At 73.5% G+C, this 21,550-nt stretch carries 18 protein-coding genes and 1 pseudogene; 12 read left to right on the forward strand and 7 right to left on the reverse strand.

The window, feature by feature from the left end:
- Nucleotides 1-3: 3 nt before the first annotated feature.
- Together ACL02T_RS30490 and ACL02T_RS30495 are read right to left on the reverse strand one after the other, a co-directional pair.
- The gene (locus ACL02T_RS30490) at nucleotides 4-984 is read right to left on the reverse strand and encodes a hypothetical protein (protein WP_412834256.1); all 981 of its coding nucleotides are present in this window, start codon (nucleotides 982-984) and stop codon (nucleotides 4-6) included.
- Nucleotides 981-2,069 (reverse strand): hypothetical protein, encoded by a 1,089-nt coding sequence (locus tag ACL02T_RS30495; RefSeq protein ID WP_412834257.1) that lies wholly within the window; start codon nucleotides 2,067-2,069, stop codon nucleotides 981-983. Before ACL02T_RS30495 ends, ACL02T_RS30490 begins: the two co-directional genes overlap by 4 nt.
- A gap of 479 nt (nucleotides 2,070-2,548) precedes the next feature.
- Here ACL02T_RS30495 and ACL02T_RS30500 point away from each other — a divergent pair, with 479 nt between their 5' ends.
- Genes ACL02T_RS30500 through ACL02T_RS30535 form a run of 8 tightly spaced genes read left to right on the forward strand, consistent with a single transcriptional unit; the run spans nucleotide 2,549 to nucleotide 10,596 of the window.
- Nucleotides 2,549-3,805: an MFS transporter gene (locus ACL02T_RS30500; protein WP_412834258.1), complete on the forward strand. Its 1,257-nt coding sequence runs from the start codon at nucleotides 2,549-2,551 to the stop codon at nucleotides 3,803-3,805.
- A 27-nt stretch (nucleotides 3,806-3,832) separates the two neighbouring features.
- Entirely contained in the window at nucleotides 3,833-4,990 is a 1,158-nt protein-coding gene (locus ACL02T_RS30505; RefSeq protein ID WP_412834259.1) for an amidohydrolase family protein, read from the forward strand.
- Between the two features lies 1 nt (nucleotide 4,991).
- Complete coding sequence (locus ACL02T_RS30510) at nucleotides 4,992-6,215, forward strand: alpha-hydroxy acid oxidase (RefSeq protein ID WP_412834260.1); 1,224 nt, start codon at nucleotides 4,992-4,994, stop codon at nucleotides 6,213-6,215.
- Nucleotides 6,212-6,721 (forward strand): Rieske (2Fe-2S) protein, encoded by a 510-nt coding sequence (locus tag ACL02T_RS30515; RefSeq protein WP_412834261.1) that lies wholly within the window; start codon nucleotides 6,212-6,214, stop codon nucleotides 6,719-6,721. Before ACL02T_RS30510 ends, ACL02T_RS30515 begins: the two co-directional genes overlap by 4 nt.
- The gene (locus ACL02T_RS30520; protein ID WP_412834262.1) at nucleotides 6,718-7,833 is read left to right on the forward strand and encodes an amidohydrolase family protein; all 1,116 of its coding nucleotides are present in this window, start codon (nucleotides 6,718-6,720) and stop codon (nucleotides 7,831-7,833) included. Before ACL02T_RS30515 ends, ACL02T_RS30520 begins: the two co-directional genes overlap by 4 nt.
- Complete coding sequence (locus tag ACL02T_RS30525) at nucleotides 7,830-8,630, forward strand: HpcH/HpaI aldolase family protein (RefSeq protein WP_412834263.1); 801 nt, start codon at nucleotides 7,830-7,832, stop codon at nucleotides 8,628-8,630. Before ACL02T_RS30520 ends, ACL02T_RS30525 begins: the two co-directional genes overlap by 4 nt.
- A complete protein-coding gene (locus ACL02T_RS30530; RefSeq protein WP_412834264.1) occupies nucleotides 8,627-9,655 on the forward strand; it encodes a phosphotriesterase family protein in 1,029 nt (342 codons plus the stop codon). Before ACL02T_RS30525 ends, ACL02T_RS30530 begins: the two co-directional genes overlap by 4 nt.
- A complete protein-coding gene (locus ACL02T_RS30535; RefSeq protein WP_412834265.1) occupies nucleotides 9,652-10,596 on the forward strand; it encodes a PDR/VanB family oxidoreductase in 945 nt (314 codons plus the stop codon). The genes ACL02T_RS30530 and ACL02T_RS30535 overlap by 4 nt, the downstream gene beginning before the upstream one ends.
- A 9-nt stretch (nucleotides 10,597-10,605) precedes the next feature.
- On the opposite strand, the gene ACL02T_RS30540 is transcribed toward ACL02T_RS30535, so the two are convergent.
- Nucleotides 10,606-11,319: a GntR family transcriptional regulator gene (locus tag ACL02T_RS30540; RefSeq protein ID WP_412834266.1), complete on the reverse strand. Its 714-nt coding sequence runs from the start codon at nucleotides 11,317-11,319 to the stop codon at nucleotides 10,606-10,608.
- Between the two features lie 120 nt (nucleotides 11,320-11,439).
- The gene (locus ACL02T_RS30545) at nucleotides 11,440-12,948 is read right to left on the reverse strand and encodes a glutamate-cysteine ligase family protein (RefSeq protein WP_412834267.1); all 1,509 of its coding nucleotides are present in this window, start codon (nucleotides 12,946-12,948) and stop codon (nucleotides 11,440-11,442) included.
- A gap of 135 nt (nucleotides 12,949-13,083) precedes the next feature.
- Here ACL02T_RS30545 and ACL02T_RS30550 point away from each other — a divergent pair, with 135 nt between their 5' ends.
- The gene (locus tag ACL02T_RS30550; protein WP_412834268.1) at nucleotides 13,084-13,896 is read left to right on the forward strand and encodes a TrmH family RNA methyltransferase; all 813 of its coding nucleotides are present in this window, start codon (nucleotides 13,084-13,086) and stop codon (nucleotides 13,894-13,896) included.
- Nucleotides 13,897-13,901: 5 nt separating this feature from the next.
- Complete coding sequence (locus tag ACL02T_RS30555; protein ID WP_412834269.1) at nucleotides 13,902-14,462, forward strand: DUF2537 domain-containing protein; 561 nt, start codon at nucleotides 13,902-13,904, stop codon at nucleotides 14,460-14,462.
- A gap of 1,193 nt (nucleotides 14,463-15,655) precedes the next feature.
- On the opposite strand, the pseudogene sepH reads toward ACL02T_RS30555, so the two are convergent.
- Nucleotides 15,656-16,429: pseudogene (sepH, locus tag ACL02T_RS30560) on the reverse strand (septation protein SepH); the annotation flags it as partial.
- A gap of 402 nt (nucleotides 16,430-16,831) precedes the next feature.
- Entirely contained in the window at nucleotides 16,832-17,965 is a 1,134-nt protein-coding gene (gene serC, locus ACL02T_RS30565) for a phosphoserine transaminase (protein WP_412834270.1), read from the reverse strand.
- A gap of 219 nt (nucleotides 17,966-18,184) precedes the next feature.
- On the opposite strand from serC, the gene ACL02T_RS30570 reads away from it, so the two are divergent.
- A complete protein-coding gene (locus ACL02T_RS30570; RefSeq protein WP_412834271.1) occupies nucleotides 18,185-18,784 on the forward strand; it encodes an LLM class flavin-dependent oxidoreductase in 600 nt (199 codons plus the stop codon).
- 111 nt (nucleotides 18,785-18,895) lie between these two features.
- Complete coding sequence (locus ACL02T_RS30575) at nucleotides 18,896-20,179, forward strand: MFS transporter (protein ID WP_412834272.1); 1,284 nt, start codon at nucleotides 18,896-18,898, stop codon at nucleotides 20,177-20,179.
- Nucleotides 20,180-20,233: 54 nt separating this feature from the next.
- Here ACL02T_RS30575 and ACL02T_RS30580 read toward each other — a convergent pair whose 3' ends face one another.
- Nucleotides 20,234-21,364 carry a citrate synthase 2 gene (locus ACL02T_RS30580; protein WP_412834273.1) on the reverse strand — a complete coding sequence of 377 codons (1,131 nt, stop codon included), beginning with the start codon at nucleotides 21,362-21,364 and terminating at the stop codon, nucleotides 20,234-20,236.
- Between the last annotated feature and the right edge of the window lie 186 nt (nucleotides 21,365-21,550).

Genomic DNA, 21,550 nt, shown 5'->3' on the forward strand with positions numbered 1-21,550 from the left:
GACTCACCCCCGGGGACCGGCGGTGTCGGGCGGAGCTGCGACGGTGAGGATCCGGATCCCGCGGACGGGGCTGAGGTCGGGATGGATCGCCCGCTCGACGGCCGGCGTCCGCTCGACGGGCCGGGGAACCGCGGGCGGGTGGGGGACCGCGGGCGGGCAGACCGTGATCGGAGGCCCGGTGATCGCCCGGTCCGGGCCCGGTTCTCGGGCCTCGAGGGCGGGGCTGGGGCCCGCGGCGACCACGTCGGCGCCGGGCGGGTCCGGCGACTCCACGGGGGACGGGCGGGGCACGGCGACGGAGGTGAGCGGGCCGTCGGCGCCGACCGGGACGAAGGTGCGGTACGAGGCGAACCCGAGCCCCGTCGCGGGCAGCGACATGGGTGTCGGCCCCGGCCGAGGCGGTGCGGTGGGGGCCGCGGGCTCGGGCTGGGAGGGTGGTGCCGCGAGGACCGGCTCCGGGAGCGCCGGTGGAGTGGGTGACGCCGGCCTCGAGGCGGGCGGCGGGCCCGGCCGGGCCCCGGTGGTGGGCGCGGGCCGGGTGAGGCGACCCGACTCCGCGACCGCGCGGGCCAGCCGGGTCACGGCGTCGAGGTAGGGCCGCAGCGCCCGCGGGATCCGCTCGCGCGGCCTGCCGAGCAGTCCGGCGGCCTCGCGGTACGGGTCCACCACCCCGCGCCACCGCCCGACGTGCGGCAGCACCACGACCGCCGCCCAGCCCGGGCCGAGCTCGTCGAGGCGGTCGGGAGGTCGCCGTTCGCCACCGTCGAGGGTCACGGCGAGCACCGGCGGCACCGCCGTCGGGTCGAGGAGGTCGGCGACCCGCACCGCGCGCTCCAGCGATTCGGCGCTGCTGCGACAGACGACGATGTCGGCCTCGAGGCCGGCGCCGGTGCCGCTGTCCCGGCCGTGCAGGGCCAGCGCGAGGGTCGTGGTGCCGACGCCGCCGGCCACGCCGGCGACGGAGGGTGGGCGGAAGCCGGTCATCGCGTCTCCACGGGGGCGTCGTCGTCGAGGTCGGTGTCGGGGCGCGCGTCGCGGTCCGTGTCGTGGTCCGTGTCGCGGTCCCTGTCGCGGAGGGGCGGGGTCGTGTCGGCCGGGTCGTCGAGCTCCTCCTCGGCGTCGACGACGAGCCGGTCGCCCTCCACCCGCACGGCCACGCCGATCCGCACCCACCGGCCCGGCAGGCCGCGCCACCCGCGGGCGGCGGGAGCGGGCGCGGCGGCGGCGACCGCGGGCCCGTCGTCGGGCTCGTCCGCCGGGGACAGGCGACCGCCGGGCACCCGGCGGTAGGGGGTGACGCGGACCCGGACGTCGACGAGCACCCGGCCCTCGCCGTCCGGCCGGACCAGGCCGGGCAGGGCGAAGTCCGCCCGCTGGCGCCCCCGCCCGGACCAGCCGAGGCGTACCGGTCTGCGTTCGGCGAGATAGTCGCCCAGCACACCGGCCCGCCGGTCGGGGTCGTCCTCGTCCCAGGAGAGGTAGTCGGCGGCGAAGGCGGCGGCGAGCGCGGCCGCCTCCCCGGCATGGGGGACGGGATCGGGGACGACGAGGCCGGGCCCGGCACGGCCTGCGGGGTCGGGAGAGTCGGGTTGCCGGGGCGCGGCGACCCGCGCGGGCTGGGCGACCTGCGGGGGCTGGGCGATCTGCGGGTGCTGGGCGATCTGCGGGGGCTGGGCGATCTGCGGGGGCTGGGCGATCTGCGGGTGCTGGGCTTGCGGGTGCTGGGCTTGCGGGTGCTGGGTCTGCGGGTGCTGGGCGGTCGGCGCTGCGTGCTGCTCGGTCGGCGTCACCGGGACGGGCCACTCCGGAGCCGGTACGGACCAGGCGGCGGCAACGGCCGGCGAGTCGGCGTCGGGCCAGCCGCGGTGCCCGCCGGGGGAGGACTCGCTCGTGATCGGCGGGAAGCCGTACGGATCCGTGGGCAGGTCGGCGCTCCCGTCCTGGTCCCCGGGCGGCGGGCCGAGCAGGTCCTCCGCGCGCCGGGAGAGCCGGGCGTGGCTCGTCGCGCTCCCCGGAACGATCTCCCGCGGCGCCCCGGCCGGGCGCCCGAACCTCCGGAAGGCGGCCATCTCACCGCCTCCCGGGCATGCGGATCTGGGACATCGCTCCCTCTCGTGGGCAGGCGCTCCTGCCCGCGGGGGGCTGCGGGTCAGCGAGCGGAGGACCGGCGGTGCCCGGATCACGGACCGGCGGTGGAACGAGGGGAACCCTAGGAACCTGTGGGGGCGGGGCGGGGCTGAACGGACCAGCAGTTCACGATCGCGAATCCGCAGTCAGCAGCGCTGAGCGCTCGCCCCGCCCCCCCGGCCCCTCCGCCCCTCCGCCCCCTCGGCCGCCCGAGTCGTCCGGTCGGCCGGAACAGGTCCCCGGAAGCCGGCCCTGGACACAGCCGGATCGGTTTCGTATATTCTTGCGGCAGAGAATATACGATCAATGTCCGTTGATCGTGCGCCCACCACGGAGGTCGATGGTGACCGACTCGCAGATTGCTGCCCGCAGCGCCGATGGTGCTCCGGTCGGCGATCCCTCTCAGCAGACAAACCGCCGTATGCGCAACCGGGTGCTCCTGTCGAGCTTCTTCGGGTCCGTCATCGAGTGGTACGACTTCTACCTGTTCGGCATCGCCTCTGCCGCGGTGTTCAGCCAGCTGTTCTTTCCCGAGTTCAGCTCCACGGCGGGGACTCTCGCCTCGTTCGCCACCCTGGCCGCGGGCTTCATCGCCCGGCCGATCGGCGGCATCATCTGGGGTCACTTCGGGGACAAGGTCGGCCGCAAGGGCATGTTGGTGCTGTCCATCGTACTGATGGGCGTGTCCACGACGGTCGTCGGTCTGTTGCCCACGTACGGGACGATCGGCATCGCCGCGCCGCTGCTCCTGGTGCTGATGCGGCTGATCCAGGGTGTCTCCGCGGGCGGTGAGTGGGGCGGCGCGGTGCTCATGACCATGGAGCACGCGCCCCGGCGTCGGGGGCTGTCCAGCTCGGTCGCGCAGATGGGCCTCTACGGCGGCATCCTGCTGGCCAACGGGGTGTTCGCGCTCGCCGCCGCCGCGACCGGGGACGCCTTCCTCGAGTGGGGCTGGCGTATCCCGTTCCTGATCTCGGCCCTCCTCGTGGTGATCGGCCTGTGGATCCGGCTCGGCGTCCAGGAGAGCCCGATCTTCACGCAGGCCCGCGAGCAGGCCCGGCAGGCCGAGGCGCCCAAGGTGCCGCTGGTCGAGGTGCTCCGCCACCCGAAGAACCTCCTGGTGTCGATCGCGCTGGTGCTCGGCGCGTTCGCGGCGAGCGCGGTCTACGGCACCTGGATCGTCAGCTACGGCATCGCCGACGGCTTCCCCCGGGCGGACGTCCTGAACGCCGTTCTCGTCTCCGCGGCGATCGGCCTGGTGTTCCAGCCGGTGTTCGCCTACCTGTCCGACCTGTGGGGTCGCAGGCTCGTCGTCGGGGTCGGCGCGGTGCTGCAGGCGCTCAGCATCCCGGTGATGTTCGCCCTGATGGACAGCGGCAGCGTCGGTGCGATGTACCTGGGCATCTCGCTGGCGGCGTTCGCGCACGCCATCGTCTACAGCCCGCTCGGGGCGTGGCTGGGCGAGTTGTTCCCGACGACCCAGCGCTACACCGGCGCCTCGCTCGGGTATCAGATCGCCGGCACCGTCGGCGGGGGGTTCACGCCGCTGATCTGTGCCTCGCTGCTCGCGGCCTCGGGCGGTGGCACCGCCGGGATCTCCCTGTTCATGGGGGCGGCGTGCCTGCTCACGGTGATCGCGGTGTTCTTCGCCGCCGAGACCAGCCGCAGCGCCCTCTGATCCTCGACCCTCCGGAGGAGGATTGCCATGACCCTCACCGACGTTCGTCCGGTCGACGTGCCCGTCGAGGAGAAGCTCGGCATCATCGACACCGACTTCCACCCGATGCCGCTGCCGACCGACCCGCAGGTCGCCGAGCACCTGCCGCAGCGCTGGCGTGACTACATCGCCCGCTACGGGCTGGGCAGCTTCGGGGGCGGGGTCTCGCCCTCGCAGCGCGAGTTCACCCACCGGCTGGACGCCGTCGACGAGCACGGCCGCGTCGGTGTGGACCCGCACCTGGCCGTGGAGCAGGTGGTCGACAAGTACGACATGTCCGCGGTGGTGCTGACCTGCCCGCAGACCTACATCGTCACCCACGGCGGGGTGAACATGCCCTACGAGTGCGCGTTCGCGATCTACCGCGCCTACAACGACGCCCTGGCCCACAGCTGGGCGGGCGCGGACGACCGGTTCAAGGCGAGCATCACCCTGCCCCGTGACCTCGCCGGCGCCGCGGACGAGATCGTGCGCTGCAAGGAGGGCCCGAACGGCGACTCCTACGTGCAGGTGCTGATGTCCCCGGCCGGGCAGGACCCGCTGGGCAAGCAGCGCTACTGGCCGATCTTCGAGGCCTGCGAGCACTACGACATCCCGCTGGGCTTCCACGTCCCGGGCATGGGCCGCCAGCCCACCGGCGCGGGCCGGCAGAACTTCTACGCCGAGATGCACGCGGCGTTCGCGGTGCTGCCGATTTCGATGGTGCCCAGCCTTGTCTTCGAGGGCGTGTTCGAGCGCTTCCCGCGGCTGAAGATCGCGCTGCTGGAGCTGGGGTGGGACTGGGCCGTGCCGTTCTCCTGGCGGCTCGACGCGACCTTCGACAAGCTGCGCGACGAGCTGCCGCACCTGACGCGGCGGCCGTCGGACTACCTGCGGGAGCACTTCTGGTTCTCCACCCAGCCCGTCGAGGAGCCCGAGAACCCGCAGTGGACCCCGGACGTGTACGCGATGTTCGAGGAGTCCGGGTTCGCCGAGCGGCTGATGTTCTCCTCGGACTACCCGCACTGGGACTTCGACTCGCCCTACGAGTCGGTGCCGCGGTCGTTCCCGCTGGAGCGGCGCCGCCGGATCCTCGGCGCGAACGCCAGTGCCCTCTACAACATCCCGCTCCGCCCCGGCCACGGCATCCCCGCAGGGAAGGCCTGACATGCCACTCGTGGACGACGCCCGCCGCAGGCGGGCCGCCCGGCTGCTCGACCACCGCGACGCCCAGCGCGCCGCGGCCCGGGTGCTGCCGCGCGGGATCCGGGAGTACGTCGACGGCGGCTCCGAGGGGGAGGTGACCCTCGAACGCAACGCCCGCGCGTTCCGGGACGTGGCCTTCGCGCCGCGGATGGCAACGTGGGTCGACCAGCCCGAGTTGTCCACGAAGGTCCTCGGCACGCCGATCGACCTGCCGGTACTCACCGCCCCGTGCGGTGGGATGCGGCTGGTGCACCCGGACGGCGACCTCGGGCTCGCGACGGGTGCGGCGCGGGCGGGCACGATCCACGTCGCCAGCTCGGCCGCCGGGTACACGCTCGAGGACATCGCCGCGGTCGACGGGCCGCAGTGGTTCCAGCTCTACCGCTTCTCCTCGCAGGCCACGATGGAGAACCTGGTCGGCCGGGCGCAGGCGGCGGGCTACTCCGCGCTGGTCGCCACGGTCGACACGGCCGTGGCGGGCTTCCGGCCCCGCGACTACAAGAACGGCTTCAGCTACTCGATGCGGGTCAACGCCCGCAACGCCGTGAAGCTCGCCCCGCAGCTACTGCCGAAGCCGGCATGGCTGGCCCGGTACCTGCTCGACGGGCTGCCCTTCGAGATCCCGAACACCGCCGAGGTGACCGTCGACGGCAAGCCGATGGTGCTCACCGAGATGACCAAGGGCGGCGCGGGCTCGCACTCGCCGACCTGGACCGACCTCGACTGGCTGCGTGCCCACTGGCACGGCCCTCTCGTGGTCAAGGGGATCATCACGCCCGAGGATGCCCTGCGGGCGGTCGCGGCGGGCGCCGATGCGGTCATCGTGTCCAACCACGGGGGCCGCCAGCTCGACGGCTCCCCGGCCACGCTCACCGCGCTCCCACGGATCGTCGACGCCGTGGGCGAGCAGGCCGAGGTGCTGCTGGACAGCGGGATCCGCCGCGGCAGCGATGTGCTCAAGGCATTGTCGCTGGGTGCCCGCGCCGTGCTCGTGGGCCGTCTGCCCGCCTGGGGGCTCGCCGCGGCCGGCACCGCGGGCGTCGAGCGGGTCCTGGAGATCCTGCGCACCGAGATGGTCCGCACGATGCGGCTGATGGGCTGCCGCAGTGTCGCCGACCTGGACCCGACCTGGCTGGACCCGGCGACGGTGCCCGGCCACCGCACGAAGGAGGTGGAGGTCCTGTGACGACCTCACCCACCCGTCCGGCCCGCACCACCCGCTTCGTGGTCGGCCGGGTCGACGAGATCCCGCCGGGGGAGCGCCGGATCGTCGAGGCGAACGGCCGCGAGATCGGCGTGTTCAACATCGGCGGCCGCTTCTACGCGATGCTCAACCGCTGCCCGCACCTGGGCGCGCCGCTGTGCGAGGGCGGTGTCGTCAACCAGATCGAGTCCCCGGTCCCCGGTGACGTCCGCCTGGACGAGGGTCGGACGTTCGTGACCTGCCCATACCACAACTGGGAGTTCGACGTCGAGGACGGCCGGTCCTACTGGAACCCGCGACTGCGCGCCCGCCCGTTCCCGGTCGCCCTCGAGGGCGCCGACGAGGTCAAGGCCGCGCTCGACCGCGGCGAGCTCGGCCGAATCCCCGGTCCCTACACCGCCGAGACCGTCGACGTGGCGGTCGAGTCCGACTACGTCGTGCTGTCCCTGCGGCCGGCCCGCCACGAACAGCCCGGAGGAAAGCCATGACCACCGCACTGCTGCAGGGCACCACCCGGGACACCCTGTGGACCGGACCGGTGATCGACTGCGACGTGCACGCCACCCCGCCGTCGCTGGAGGCCCTGTTCCCCTACACCGACCCGGTGTGGGTGCAGGGCGCCCGGGAACGCGGCTGGAAGGGCCCCAACGGCCAGGCCCTGGCCTACCCGCCGAACGCGCCGACCACCGCGCGGGACGAGTGGCGGCCCGAGGGCCGGCCCCCGGCATCCCGCCTGGAGGACCTGCAGCAGCACGTCCTGGACCCGTGGCGGACGGAGGTGGCGCTGGTCAACACCGCCTACGGTGTGGACTCGCTGCGCCACCCGGACTGGGCTCCGGCGCTGGCCCGTGCCGTGAACGACTGGTTGATCGCCGAGTGGCTCGACCGCGACCCCCGCCTCGTCGGCTCGATGGTGGTCCCGGCCCGCGACCCCGCCGCGGCCGCCGCCGAGATCGAGCGCGTCGGCTCGCACCCGCGGATCGTGCAGGTCACCATGCCGGTGCGCGCGGAGCGGCTCTACGGGCAGCGGGTGTTCTGGCCGATCTACGAGGCGATGACCCGCCACGATCTCGTCATGGGGCTGAGCTGGGGCGGGACCTCGGAGGACGCGCCCTCGCCCACCGGGTACGCCTCCTGGTACGCCGAGGAGTACGCCGCGGAGATCCAGGTCTACGGGGCGCAGCTGACCAGCCTGATCTACGAGGGGATCTTCCAGAAGTTCCCGGACCTGCGGGTCACGATGCTGGAGAGCGGCTTCGCCTGGGTGCCCACCTGGAGCTGGAGCATCAACAAGAAGTGGAAGGGCCTGCGCCGCGAGATCCCGTGGGTCGACCGGCTGCCCACCGAGATCATCCGGGACCACTTCCGGTTCTCCATCGCCCCCGCCGACCTCGGTCCCGACGCGCACGCCCGCCGGATCATCGAGTGGCTGGGCTCCGAGGACATCCTGCTGTTCGCCACGGACTACCCGCACCTGCACACCGACGACCTCGCCCGGGTGCTGAACCTGATGCCGGAGTCCATGCGGCCCAAGGTGATGCACGAGTCCGCCCGGCACTGGTACCGGCTCGACAAGGCCGTGGGGACGACGCCGTCGTGAGCTACGCCGTGACCACCGAGGCCCACCCCAACCGGCTCCGGGCGATCCTGGAGTCGGGCGGGCGGGCCGTCGGCCTGGCCTGCCACACCGGGGACCCGCACGTCGCGGAGACCCTGGCGATGGCCGGGTTCGACTACCTCTACCTCGACCAGCAGCACAGCGTCGGGGGGCTCGCCAGCCCCGTCGAGATGCTGCGGGCGACCGCCCGGACCGGCACCACGGCCCTGGTCCGGGTCGCCGCCAACGACCCCGTGCTGATCGGCCGGGCGCTCGACGCCGGCGCCGAGGGCGTGATCGTGCCCAACGTCGAGTCGGCCGAGGCCGCCCGACGGGCGGCGGCGGCGGTGCACTACCCGCCGCTGGGGGTGCGCAGCTGGGGGCCGACCCGCTCGGCCTACGGCCTCGGCCCGGACCCGGCGACCGTCAACGGCCAGGTGCTGTGCCTCGTCATGATCGAGACCGCCGAGGGGGTGGCCCAGGCGAAGGAGATCACCGCGGTCCCCGGCGTGCACGGCGTGTACGTCGGCCCCGGCGACCTCGCCGTCAGTCTCGGCCTCGACCCGGTCACCGGCCCCCGCGACGACCGGCACCGGACCGCCGTCGCCGAGATCGTCGCTGCCTGTGCCGCGGCCGGCATCGCGGCCGGGATCACCGGCGACCCGGTCACCGAGGCCGACCGCGGCTTCCGCATGGTCACCGCCGGCTCGGACGTCGGCTTCCTCAAGGCGGGCCTGACCGCGGCCCGCGCCCGCCGCGACGCCCTCACCACCGACACCGAAGGAGATGTCCCCGCATGAGCACCGTGAACACCCTGCGTGGCCCGATCGACAGCTCGCAGATCGGCACCACGCTGATGCACGAGCACATCATGGCCCGCAACCCGGAGCTCGAGCAGAACATCGTGCACCCGGAGTACGACGAGGCCGCGATCTTCGAGCGGGCCCGGAAGAGCCTGACCTCGCTGCACGAGGACAAGGGGATCGACACCTTCGTCGACCTGACCGTGCTCGGCCTGGGCCGCGACATCCCGACCGTGCAGCGCCTCGCCGAGGGCGTGCCGCTCAACATCGTCGTCGCCACCGGCTACTACACCGCCAAGGACCTCCCGACCTACTTCCACACCCACGGCCCGGACGGGCTCGTCGGCAAGACCCTCGGCGGCCCCGACGTGCTGGAGACGATGTTCATCGACGACATCGTCACGGGCATCCCGCGCACCGACGGCGTCAAGGCCGGGATCATCAAGATCGTCACCGACGAGCACGGCATCACCCCGGATCTCGACCGGGTCTACCGGGCCGCCGCCCGCGCGCAGGCCGAGACCGGCGTGCCGATCTCCACCCACACCAACGTCGGTTTCGCCAACGGCCGCGACCAGCAGAAGTGGTTCACGGCCAACGGCGTGGACCTCGAGCGCACCGTCATCGGGCACAGCGGGGACTCCACGGACCTGGACTACCTCAAGGAGCTGATGGACAACGGCTCCTTCATCGGCATGGACCGCTTCGGCATGGAGTTCGTGCTCGACGACGAGTCCCGCGTCGACACCCTCGCCACGCTCCTCGAGCAGGGCTACGCGGAGAAGATCACGATCTCCCACGACGCCGGGTTCTTCTCCATCAACACCCCGCCGTCGTGGCGGGCGAAGCACACCCCGAACTGGCACCACCACCGCATCTCGGACTACGTGCTGCCCGAGCTGCGCAAGCGCGGGGTCACCGAGGACCAGATCACCCAGATGATGGTCGTCAACCCCGTGCAGGTGCTCACCGGGGACGCCGAGGCCACCAAGGCCGTCGCCGCGAAGGTGCTCGGGCCGTGACGGAGGAGCTGACCGCGGTCGTCGCGGCGATCGAGGCCGAGGCGGACGGCATCGTCTCGCTGCGCCTCGAGCCCGCGGCGGGGGAGAAGATGCCCGCCTGGGAGCCCGGCGCGCACGTCGACCTCGTCCTGGGCCCGGACCTCGAACGGCAGTACTCGCTGTGCGGGGACCCGACCGACCTGTCCCACTGGCGCCTCGGCGTCCTGCGCGAGCCCGAGAGCCGCGGCGCGTCGGCCTACGTCCACGAGCGGCTTGCCGTCGGCGACCAGGTGGTGTGCCGAGGTCCGCGGAACAACTTCGCCCTGGTCGACGCGGCGGAGTATCTGTTCGTCGCGGGCGGCATCGGGATCACCCCGATTCTGCCGATGGTCGCGGCCTGCGAGGCGGCCGGGAAGCCCTGGCGACTGTTCTACGGCGGCCGGCAGACCTCATCCATGGCCTTCCGCGCCGAGCTCGCCGAACACGGTGACGACGTGACGTTCTGGCCTCAGGACACCCACGGCCTCCTCGACCTGGCCGAGATCCTCGGCGCCCCCACCCCGGACACCGCGGTCTACTGCTGCGGCCCGGGTGTGCTGCTCGACGCCGTCGAGGAGCGCTGCGCGTCGTGGCCCGCCGGGTCGCTGCACCTCGAGCGGTTCCGGCCCAAGGAGGGCGCGCTCGACGGCGCGAACCTTCCGTTCGAGGTGGAGCTGGACGCCTCGGGGATCACCCTGACCGTCGGGGCGGACCAGACCCTGGCCGAGGCGATCGAGGCAGCGGGGGTGGACATCCCGACCTCCTGCCGGGAAGGCACCTGCGGGACCTGTGAGACGTATGTCCTGGAGGGGGAGCCGGACCACCGCGACTCCTACCTGAGTGCCGAGGAGCAGGCCTCCGGCGAGGTCATGATGCCGTGCTGCTCGCGCTCGCGCTCGCCCCGTCTCGTCCTCGACCTCTGACGGATCTGCTCAGCCCGCCAGGCGCCCCGGATCCCGGGGCGCCTTCGGCGTGTCCGGCTCCCCCCAGAAGTCGAGGGAGTCCAGCCACCGCATGAGCAGTTCGCCGGTGCCGCGGAAGTGCGCGGCGGTCCCCGCACGGGACGCCTCGACGTCACCGGCGGCGAGTGCATCGATCAGGTGTGCGTGCTCGACACGGTCGACCTCGGACCAACCCGGTACGACGTGGAAGTTCTCGGGGAACTGCAGCGGCACCAACCTGCTGGCGGCCCGGGCGAACCAGTCCAGCTTCGGGGCATCCGCGATCACGGACACGTAGTGGTGCAGCGTGGCGTTGAGCTCGGTCGCGAGGTGCCCGTCCTCCGGGTCCGCGCTGCGGATCTGCTGGTCGATCTGACGCAGGTAGTCGATGTCCCGCGCGGTCGCCCGGGTGGCCGCGCGAGCGGCGATCTCGCCCTCGGCCGTCGACCACATCAGGTACGTGTCCTCGACGTCCCTGCGCCGGATCGCCGCGACACGGAACCCGCGGTTCGGCTCGTGACGCACCCACCCGTCCTGCGACAACAGCAACAGGGCCTCACGGACGGGCGTCACGCTCACGCCGAGCTGCTCGGCCAGCTGCCCGAGCCGGAGCGTGTCGCCGGGGTGCACGGTCCGCGCCATGATCTGGTCCCGGATAGCGGTCGCGACGTTGCCCCGGAGCTGCTCCTTCCCCGCCCTTGCCACGACCCGATCGTACCGGCGAGGAGCTCCCGACCCGCGAATCCACAGGGTGTGCCTCGCGGAACGGTGCGCGAAGCGAGGTGGGCCGTGGCGAGTCGGGACGTCAGGTGCGGCCAGTCGGGATCAGTCGGGGAGGGCCCAGGTGTGCACCGGCTCGTTGGCCTCGGAGGCCTCGAGGTAGCGCTCCAGCATCCCGGTCAGGGCACCCTGCCGGCTCATCCCGCGGGTCTCGAGCGCCGCGACCGTGTCGAGCTGCCAGGTCGCGCCCGTCCGGCCCGTCACGCACCGCCGCTCGATCACCGTCAGGTACCGGTCGCGGACCGCCGAGCTCACGCCCCACCGGGCCAGGCCCTCGTGGGCGAGCGGGAGGAGCTTGCGCAGGGCCAGCTCGTCCGGCTTGATCCACCCGGTGCCCGGCCAGTAGAGCGGCGCCTCCATGCCGTGCCGCGCGGCCGTGGTGAAGTTCTCCTCGGCCGCCTCGAACGACATCGACTGCCACAGCGGCTGGTCGGACTCCACGAGCACGCGCAGCAGCCCGTAGAAGAACAGCGCGTTGGCCACCATGTCGACGGCGGTCGGCCCGGCCGGGAGCACCCGGTTCTCCAGTCGGATGTGCGGCTGGCCGTCGGCGACGTCGTAGACCGGGCGGTTCCAGCGCCAGATCGTGCCGTTGTGCAGCTTGAGCTCGTCGAGGTCCGGCACCCCGCCGGTGCGCAGCGTGGTCATCGGGTCGGAGTCGCCCGGGAACGGGACGATCCCCGGGAAGTACCGCGCGTTCTCGGCGAAGAGGTCGAGCACGGACGAGATCCAGCGCTCGCCGAACCACACCCGCGGCCGGACGCCCTGATTGCGCAGCTCGACCGTCCGGACGTCGCAGGCCTGTGTGAACAGCGGGATCCGGGTCTCCGCCCACAGCCGCGAGCCCAACAGGAACGGCGAGTTCGCCCCGAGCCCGAGCTGGACGCCGGCGAGGCACTGCGCCGCGTTCCAGTACGCGGGGAAGGAGCTCGGGGAGACCTGCAGGTGCAGCTGCATGGACGTGCAGGCGGCCTCCGGGATGATCGTCTCGAAGTCGGCCGTGAACCGTTCCGGCGCCACGGCGTGCAGCCCGCCCGGGTCACCGCCGGAGATGTCGACGTGGATCGGCTCGCCCCGCGCGGCCAGCATCTGGTCGTTGAGGACGGCGTACCGGTCGTCGGCCGAGATCGACTCCGCGACGAGGTGGCAGCGCTCCAGCGTCGGCAGGATCCCGATCATCGCCAGGTGCGACTTGCAGTCCCGCGCCTTGGCCCGGGCGACGGCGAGCTCGTCGAGCAGCTCGTGCTCCAGGTGCCGCCACTGGTCACCGGGCAGCGGGCGCGGTGGGAGGTTCAGCTCGATGTTCCACCGGCCGAGCTCCGTCTGGAACTCGGTGCCACCGATGGCCTCGAGGACGTCCTTGCCCGTCATCGAGGGGCTCAGGGAGCCGTCGACCAGGTTCAGCTCGACCTCGATGCCGGTCATCGGATCGTCCTCGGCGAACGGGTGCTCCCGCAGCATCGTCGTCAGCGCCTCGAGGCAACGCTGCACCTTGGCTCGATACCGCTGGCGTTCCCGCCGACTGAACCGGGTCCGGTCGACGTCCTGGCCCATGCTCTCCCGATGCCTCCTAGCTGCCGGTCCGCCCGAAGCGGCTCTCCACCGTGGCACATCGCCGGAAGCGGCGGTACCGGCTGACCGGGCGACCCCGTGCGACGAACGGCCGGCCACCTGGGACGATCGGTCGCCGTGGCCATCATCACCGCGATCGGCGACCCCACCGACCCCCGGCTCGACGACTACCGCGACCTGACCACCGCCGACCGCCGACCCGACCGCCCCGGCGGCCGCGGCCTCGTGATCGCCGAGGGCGTGGTCGTCGTCCGCCGCCTCATCGAGTCCCCCTTTCCCGTCCGCTCGCTGCTGGGGGTACCCCGCCGGATCGAGGAGCTCACCTCTGATCTCGCGCACCTCGACGTCCCCGCCTACGCCACGGACGCCGACACCATGGCCACCACGGTCGGCTTCCACCTCAACCGCGGGGTGCTCGCCGTCGCGGACCGGGCCGCCCCGGTCGACGCCCGGGAGCTGGCCCGGACGGCCCGCGTGCTGGCCGTGTGCGAGGGCGTGAACGACCACGAGAACCTCGGCTCCCTGTTCCGCAACGCCGCGGCCCTCGGCGTCGACGGGATCCTGCTCGGGCCGCGCTGCGCCGACCCGCTGTACCGGCGGTCGGTGCGGGTGTCGATGGGGCACGTCCTGCGGGTGCCGTTCGCGCCCCTGCCCAGCCCGTGGCCGGCGTCGCTGGACCTGCTGCGCGAGGCCGGCCTGCGGGTCGCGGCGCTGACGCCGGCGCCCGACTCGCTCCCCCTCTCGACGGCCGGCCTGGCGGGGGAGCGGGTGGCGTTGCTGCTGGGCGCCGAAGGGCCCGGTCTGACGCCGGAGGCCCTGGCCGCGGCCGACGTCCGGGTGCGGATCCCGATGGCGACGGGCGTCGACTCTCTCAATGTCGCAACGGCTGCCGCGGTGGCCTTCCACGCGGTGGGGGCGTCCGTAGGCTGAGAAGTGTGCACCTCGCTGCGGGGGGTCAGGTGGTGCTCGGTGAGAAGCGGCCGGGCGATGCCGTGCTGCCTCCGGACCTCAGCGCGGACCTCCGCCAGTGGGGCGCGGTCGCGGCGAGCATCCGCGGGATCGAGGTGCGGCCCGAGCAGCAGGACATCGTCAGCCGGCGCGGGCGGCAGCTCGCCGGCCGGGTGTCCGACGTCCTGGGCCGGCCGGTCGAGTACGTCGACCCGCTGACCGGGGGCGTCGACCTGGTGCACGGCCGCACCACCGAGCCGATCCCGCTGGTGCCGGCGCATCCCGACGAGCCGACGCCCTGGTCCACCGGCCTCGTGGTCGCGGCGTTCTTCGCGGTGCTCGCGGCGATCGGCGACATCACGCTGAGCCGGGCCTTCGGCGAGGCGTTCGGGCTGCTCTGGATCCCGGCGAACCTCCTGGTGGTGGGCGGGCTGGCGCCCTCGCTCTGGCTGGTCCGCCGGCTGCCCTTCTGGCGCTGGATCGGGCTCGGTGTGGCTGTGGGGCTCGGCGTGGCCTGGGTCGTGCTGCTGCTCGGCCAGTTCCTCTGACCGAAGCTCCGCCGGACGTCGGCTCGCTCGCGGCACCCCGGCTCGTCCGGCAGATCCGCCGCGGTGCGGCCGGCACTGCCGATCGGGGTCCGCTCATGATCGCTGCGTGTGACCGACTGGCGTCGGATCGCGGAGAGGACCGGGAACGGGCCGGCCCGAGCTCACCGGCCGCGGACGCCCAACAGCACCTCGTCCCACGACGGCATGACCGGCTTGCCCTTCTTGGTGCGCTTGGCGGGAGCGGGCTGGTCGCCCTCGGTCCGGGCGCCGGGCCCTGCCCCGGCTGCCGGCGCCTTCTCGTCCTGCACAGCGCTCGCCCCGGCCTGCTCGGGCGCTTCGTCCCCGGCAGAGGTCCGGTCACGCCGCTCCTTCGGGGCGGCCTGGGCCGTGTCCTTCGTCGCCGGCTCCGTGGCCGGGCCCGTCGCGTCCCCTGTCGAGACCGCGTCCTTGTCCGGGGCCGCCGCGTCCTTCTCCGGAGCCGCTGCGTCGTTCCTCGATGCCGCGGTGTCCACGGCCGTCTCCGCTGCACCCGGCTTGGTGGCGGACGCGCTCCCGGAGACCGCGTCGATGCCCCTCTTCTGCTCCGTCCCGCCGACGCTCACAGCACCATCGGCGCTCGATGCCGAGGGTGCGGTCGTGACGGCCGACGGTGTCGCGGTCGCGGTGGGTGCCGCGGACTCGACCTGCACGGTGCCGTCCGCGGGCTCGGTCCCGGCGGAGGAGCGCTCGTCCGGAACCTCCACCGCGCGCTCGCGCGGCTCGGATCCCGCCGGGTCGGCACGACGGCCCACGGGCCCGAGACCACCGGTCCGCGGGGTATCCGGCCCGGCCGATCCCGACCCGGATCCGATCGAGCCCGACCCGGAACCGCCCGAGCCCGATGCGGACGAACCCGATGCGGACGAACCGGACCCGACGAACCCTGGCCCGAACCCCGCCGATCCGGACCCGCCTGGCCCGGACCCGCCTGACCCCGACCCGGCCGACCCCGAGCCCGACCCGGACCCGGCCGACCCCGAGCCCGACCCGAACCCGGCCGACCCCGAGCCCGACCCGAACCCGGCCGCCCCGGACCCGGACCCGGCCGACCCCGGACCCGACCCGACGAGCCCGGACCGCCCGGCCTCCGCCGTCCGGGTGTCCGTCGTCAGCGTGTCCGTGCTCCGCGTCGCGGGATGTGGTGGCCCGGCCGGCTCCGACCGCCCGTCCGTACGCGCGCGAACCGGCTCTCGACGCGTCGAGGGCAGCGGGCCGCGGCGCTGGTCGGGGGCGATCCGGCGGGGGTCGCCGTTGACCGCGGCGGGCACGACCTCCTCGGCCGCCATCTCGGCCGCCGGGTCGTCCGGGCGCGCCATGTCGATCACCGGGCCGACGGGCCGCAGCGGCTGCTGCGGACGGCCCTCGACGAGGTCGCGGGCGTGGTCGTCGAGCGCGGTCACGGTGCCCCCGTGCGCACCCGGCTGGAAGACCCAGTGCGCCCGGATGTCGGAACGGCCGGACCGCCATCCGAGGGCGACGACCCACTTGCCGTCCTCGCCCTTCCAGCTGTCCCACTCGGCGCCCGTGTGGTCCTGTCCGCGCAGCCCGAAGGTGTGCGCGACGGTCTCGGCGAGGGTCCGCACGTCCGGCCCGTCCTCCCGGACGGGGTGCGCCGCACGGGCGAGCTCGGCCGTACGGGCGCGTTCGAGCAGGACCGGATAGGCGAAGCGTTCGATCTTCTGGGCGGGTACCCCGGCGGCCGAGGCGACCTGTTCCACGGACGCTCCGGCCCGGATCCGAGCTTGGATCTCGCGTGGTCGCAACTGGCTCTCCAACTCGATCGCGATCTGTCCGAGCCGGGTCAGGTCCCCCCTCGCGGCGGCTCGGAGCTGCTCGTCGGCGGGCACGGTGAACCGTTCGCGGCGCGCCGAGTCCTCGAGGACCACCGAACCGTCCTCGGTGATCCCGACGACCCGCAACGACCGCATATCCGCCGGCCTCCTCGCTCGCTCTGACCCCGTCCGGGTGACGGTAGTTGCCGAATCGTGTCCGACGAGTGAGGCGCGCCGGTGGGCCCTTCCGGCCCTCGACGTGGCCTTCTGATCCGCACCGGCGACCGCTCACGCCGGTGGACACTCCGTACCGTCGCACGTCGTGCCGAGATCGGTAAATCTGGGACGCATGTTACTGCTGTGACTACATTCCGTCACCCCGTACCGACGCGAAACGGCCGGGTCGCACGAGGCGACCCGGCCGTTCGGGGAGTGGGAGAGTCCCGGTTCTGAGGTTCGCGACGCAGGCTCCGCTCGGCGCTGATGTTCGCGACGCAGGCTCCGCTCGGCGCTGATGTTCGCTACGCAGGCTCCGCTCGGCGCTGATGTTCGCTCCGCTCAGTGCAGCTGCTCGACCACCCAGTCGATGCAGGCGGTCAGGGCCGAGACGTCCGTCGGCTCCACGGCCGGGAACATGCCGATCCGCAGCTGGTTGCGGCCCAGCTTGCGGTAGGGCTCGGTGTCCACGATCCCGTTCGCCCGGAGGATCTTCGCGACGGCGGCCGCGTCGACCGAGTCCGCGAAGTCGACCGTGCCGACGACCTGGGACCGGTGTGTCGGGTCGGTCACGAACGGCGTGGTGTAGTCCGACTTCTCGGCCCAGGAGTAGAGCCGGCTCGAGGAGTCCTGGGTGCGCGCGACGCACGCGTCGAGCCCGCCGAGCCCCAGCATCCAGTCGATCTGGTCGGCGAGCATGATCAGTGTGGCCACGGCCGGGGTGTTGTACGTCTGGTCCTTGACCGAGTTGTCGACGGCGGTGGCCAGCGACAGGAACGGCGGGATCCAGCGGTCGCCCTGCGCCAGCTCGGCGACCCGGCCGAGCGCGGCAGGGCTCACCAGCGCGAGCCACAGCCCGCCGTCGGACGCGAAGCCCTTCTGCGGCGCGAAGTAGTACGCGTCCGCCTGGGTGATGTCGACGGGCAGGCCGCCGGCGCCCGAGGTCGCGTCGATCACCACGAGCTGGCCCTCGATCGAGGACTCCGGCCGCACGACCGGCACCGCGACGCCGGTGGACGTCTCGTTGTGGGCCCAGGCCAGGACGTCGCACGACGGGTCCGCGGTCGGCTCCGGCGCGCTGCCGGGCTCGGCGGACACGATCACCGGGTCGGCCAGGAACGGCGCGCCCTTGGTGGTGTCGGCGAACTTCGAGGAGAACTCGCCGTAGGTCAGGTGCAGCGACCGCTCCCGGACCAGGCCGAACGCCGCGGCGTCCCAGAAGGCGGTGGAGCCGCCGTCGCCGAGGACGACCTCGTAGCCGTCGGGCAGCGAGAACAGCTCACGCAGGCCGGCGCGTACCCGCCCGACCAGGGACTTCACCGGCTTCTGCCGGTGCGAGGTGCCCATCACGTCCGCGGCGTCCGCGAGCGCCCGGAGCTGCTCGGGGCGGACCTTGGACGGTCCGCAGCCGAACCGCCCGTCGCCGGGGAGGAGGTCGGCGGGGATCTGCAGGTCGGAGCTGGTCGACGCGGTCACGTGCCCCAGTGTCGCAAGCCTCCGGCGCGCGTGGGGTGGCGGGTTCGGCCCTGCACGGAGGGTGGCCGCGCCGACTCCGCCGTGCGGGTGAGGCGGCATCACCGGAGCGGTGCAGTGCGGCGGCCGTCCGAGCGAACCCCCCCGCCGTTCCCGTTGCGGCTGCAACGTCTCATCCTGATCGGTCGAGATACCGGTCTGGGACGTCGACGGAGGACCGAGATGGAGATCGACTGCGCGCTCGCCGCCACGGTGGCGACGCCGGAGCACGTCGCGCTGGCCGAGCAGCTCGGCTACGCCCGTGCGTGGTGCCACGACGCGCCGCGCAGCTACTCGGACGCCGGCATGGCCCTCGCGGTCGCGGCCGAGCGGACCTCGCGGATCCGCATCGGCCTGGCCGTGGGCGGACACTGGCGACGGGCCTCGGCCGACGCCGGCGCGGTCGCCGACCTGGCCGTGCGGGCCCGGGGCCGGACCGAGCTGGTCGTGGGGTTGCCGGGTGGGAGCGGCCGGGACCCGGAGGCGCACGCGGCCGCGGTCCGCGAGGTGCTCCGGCGCGAGCACGGCGTGGGCGGCGTCCCGGCCTGGCTGGCCCGGCCGGGCGCGACGGAGTACGTGCCGCTGACCTTCGGCGTGCGCTCGCCCCGTGGGGCCGCCCTGCGCACCGTCGTCGAGGTGACGCCGGGGGCGGACCTGGACCGTGTCGTCGCGCGGCTGCGGCCCGCCGGACTGCTGTTGCGCCCCACCGGCGCGGACGTCGGCCGGGAGCTCACCGAGTTCGCCGCGGCCGTGCGCGCGCTCGAGCTCGCCGGGGTGCCCTGAGCGCCGCGGCGCCAGGCGCCCGCCTCCTGCGGCGCATGCCGATGACGACGACGCCGCGCGCCGTCGCGGACACGCTTTTGCGGGCGGGCCCGATCGGCCAGGCTGCATCCTGTGAGTGAACTCAGCACCCCTCCCCGGCGCGGTCGCGTCCACCCCGCCTGGTGGGCCGCGGCGGCGACCTTCCTCGCGATCATCGGCGCGGCCGGCTTCCGGTCGACGCCGGGGGTGATGGTGGAGCCGCTGCACTCCGAGTTCGGCTGGTCCATCGGATCGATCTCGGCGGCGCTGTCGGTGAACCTGGCGCTGTTCGGCCTGACGGCACCCTTCGCGGCGGCGCTGATGGAGCGCTTCGGGGTGCGGCAGGTGGTCTCGGTCGCGCTGGTGATGGTGGCCGTCGGCTCCGGGCTGACCGTGTTCATGACGCAGTCCTGGCAGCTCGTCCTGCTCTGGGGCGTGATCGTCGGGCTGGGCACCGGGTCGATGGCGATGGCCCTGGTGGCGACGGTCGTCGGGCGCTGGTTCGTGTCCCGGCGCGGCCTGGTCACCGGAATCCTCACCGCGGCCAACGTGACCGGGCAGCTGGTCTTCCTGCCGGTGATCGCGCACGTCGTCGAGAGGTCCGGCTGGCGCACCGCCTCGGTCACGGTGGCCGGCGCAGCGCTGGTCGTGGTGCCGGTCGTGCTGCTGCTCCTGCGCAACCGCCCGGCCGACGTGGGTGAGCTGCCCTACGGCGGCACGGAGGCCGACGTCGTCGAGCCGATCCGGTCCGGGGCCGCCCGGCTGGCCGTCGGCGCCCTGGTCCGGGTCGCGCGCACGCGCACCTTCTGGCTGCTCGCGGGCGGGTTCCTCGTCTGCGGGGCCACCACGAACGGGCTGATCCAGACGCACTTCGTACCGGCCGCGCACGACCACGGCATGCCGGCGACCACAGCGGCGAGCCTGCTGGCGCTGGTCGGGATCTTCGACGTGGGCGGGACCGTGCTGTCCGGCTGGCTCACCGACCGCTTCGACCCGCGGCTCCTGCTCGGCGCCTACTACCTGCTGCGCGGGGTGTCGCTGGCGCTGCTCGTGCCGCTGTTCGGCGCCGACCTGAACGCCAGCATCTTCGCCTTCGTGATCTTCTACGGCCTGGACTGGGTGGCGACGGTGCCGCCCACGATGGCGCTGTGCCGCGAGTGGTTCGGAGCGACGGCCCCGGTCGTGTTCGGCTGGGTGTTCGCGAGCCACCAGCTCGGCGCCGCGGCCGCCGCCCTGGCTGCGGGGCTCGTCCGCGACGCCTCCGGCAGCTACGACGCGGCGTGGTACGGGGGCGCGGCGCTCTGCGTCCTGGCCGCGATCGCCAGCCTGGCCATCCGCCGCCTCCGCACCCCGGTGCCCGTCCCCGCGCCGGCCTGACCCGCCGCCTGTGAGTGGCGATAGTCGCTACAGCGACTATCGCCGCTCACGAGGTCAGTGGACGAGCAGGTCGAAGCCCTCGACGTCCTGCGGCTTGCGCGGGCCCGGGCCGACGTACTGGGCCGAGGGACGCACGAGCTTGTTCTCCCGCTTCTGCTCCAGGATGTGTGCCGACCAGCCCGCGGTCCGGGCGCTGGTGAACATCGCCGGCATCATGTGCGGCGGGACCTGGGCGAAGTCCAGGATCACCGCGGCCCAGAACTCGACGTTGGTCTCGATCGGGTGGTCGGGGCGGCGCTCGCGCAGGATCCGCAGTGCGGCCTGCTCCAGCGCGGCGGCCACCTCGTAGCGCGGCGCGTTCAGTTCCTGGCAGGTGCGGCGCAGCACACGGGCCCGCGGGTCCTCGGCCCGGTAGACCCGGTGCCCGAAGCCCATGAGCTTCTCCTTGCGGTCGAGGATGCCCGTGACCAGCGCCTCCGGGTCACCGGTCTTCTCGACCTCGGCGATCATCGGCAGCACCCGGGCCGGGGCGCCGCCGTGCAGCGGGCCGGACATGGCGCCGATCGCGCCGGACAGCGAGGCCGCGACGTCCGCGCCGGTGGACGCGATGACGCGCGCGGTGAAGGTGGAGGCGTTCATGCCGTGCTCGGCGGCGGAGACCCAGTAGGCGTCGATCGCCTTGACGTGCGCCGGGTCCGGCTCGCCCTTCCACCGGACCATGAACCGCTCGGTGATCGTCGTCGCCTGGTCGACGCGGGACTGCGGCACCGCCGGGATGCCGATGCCACGGGCGGACTGGGCGACGTAGGACAGCGCCATGACCGACGCCCGGGCGAGCTGCTCGCGGGCCTCCTCGACCGAGGTGTCGAGCAGCGGCTGGTAGCCCCAGTGCGGGGCGAGCATCGCCAGGGCGGCCTGCACGTCGACACGGACGTCGCCGGTGTGGACCGGGATCGGGAACGGCTCGGCGGGCGGCAGGCCCGGCCCGAACCGGCCGTCGACCAGCAGCGCCCAGACGTTGCCGAAGGTGACCTGACCGACCAGGTCCTCGATGTCGACGCCCCGGTACCGCAGCGCGCCGCCGTCCTTGTCGGGCTCGGCGATCTCGGTCCGGAAGGCGACGTGCCCCTCCAGGCCGGACTTGAAGCCGGGCGGGGGCGGGGGGACGGCGTGGTCCTCGGACACCGGGGTTCTCCTCACGTGTCGGTGCGCACCGGCGGCCGTCGCCGGGTGGCGCCGTCGGCCGGTGTCCCTGCTTGCGCGCGGGTCCGCGCGCGTGCTCGCCGCCACCCTGCCTCCGACCAGCACCGGAGCACAACGGAACGGTCAGGTGTGCTCGGTCACCGGACCCGAACGGAGGGTGTCGCCCGG

Origin of the sequence: Pseudonocardia oceanicola, assembly GCF_047200735.1 — a bacterium.
In the GTDB taxonomy this organism is placed as follows: Bacteria; Actinomycetota; Actinomycetes; order Mycobacteriales; family Pseudonocardiaceae; genus Pseudonocardia.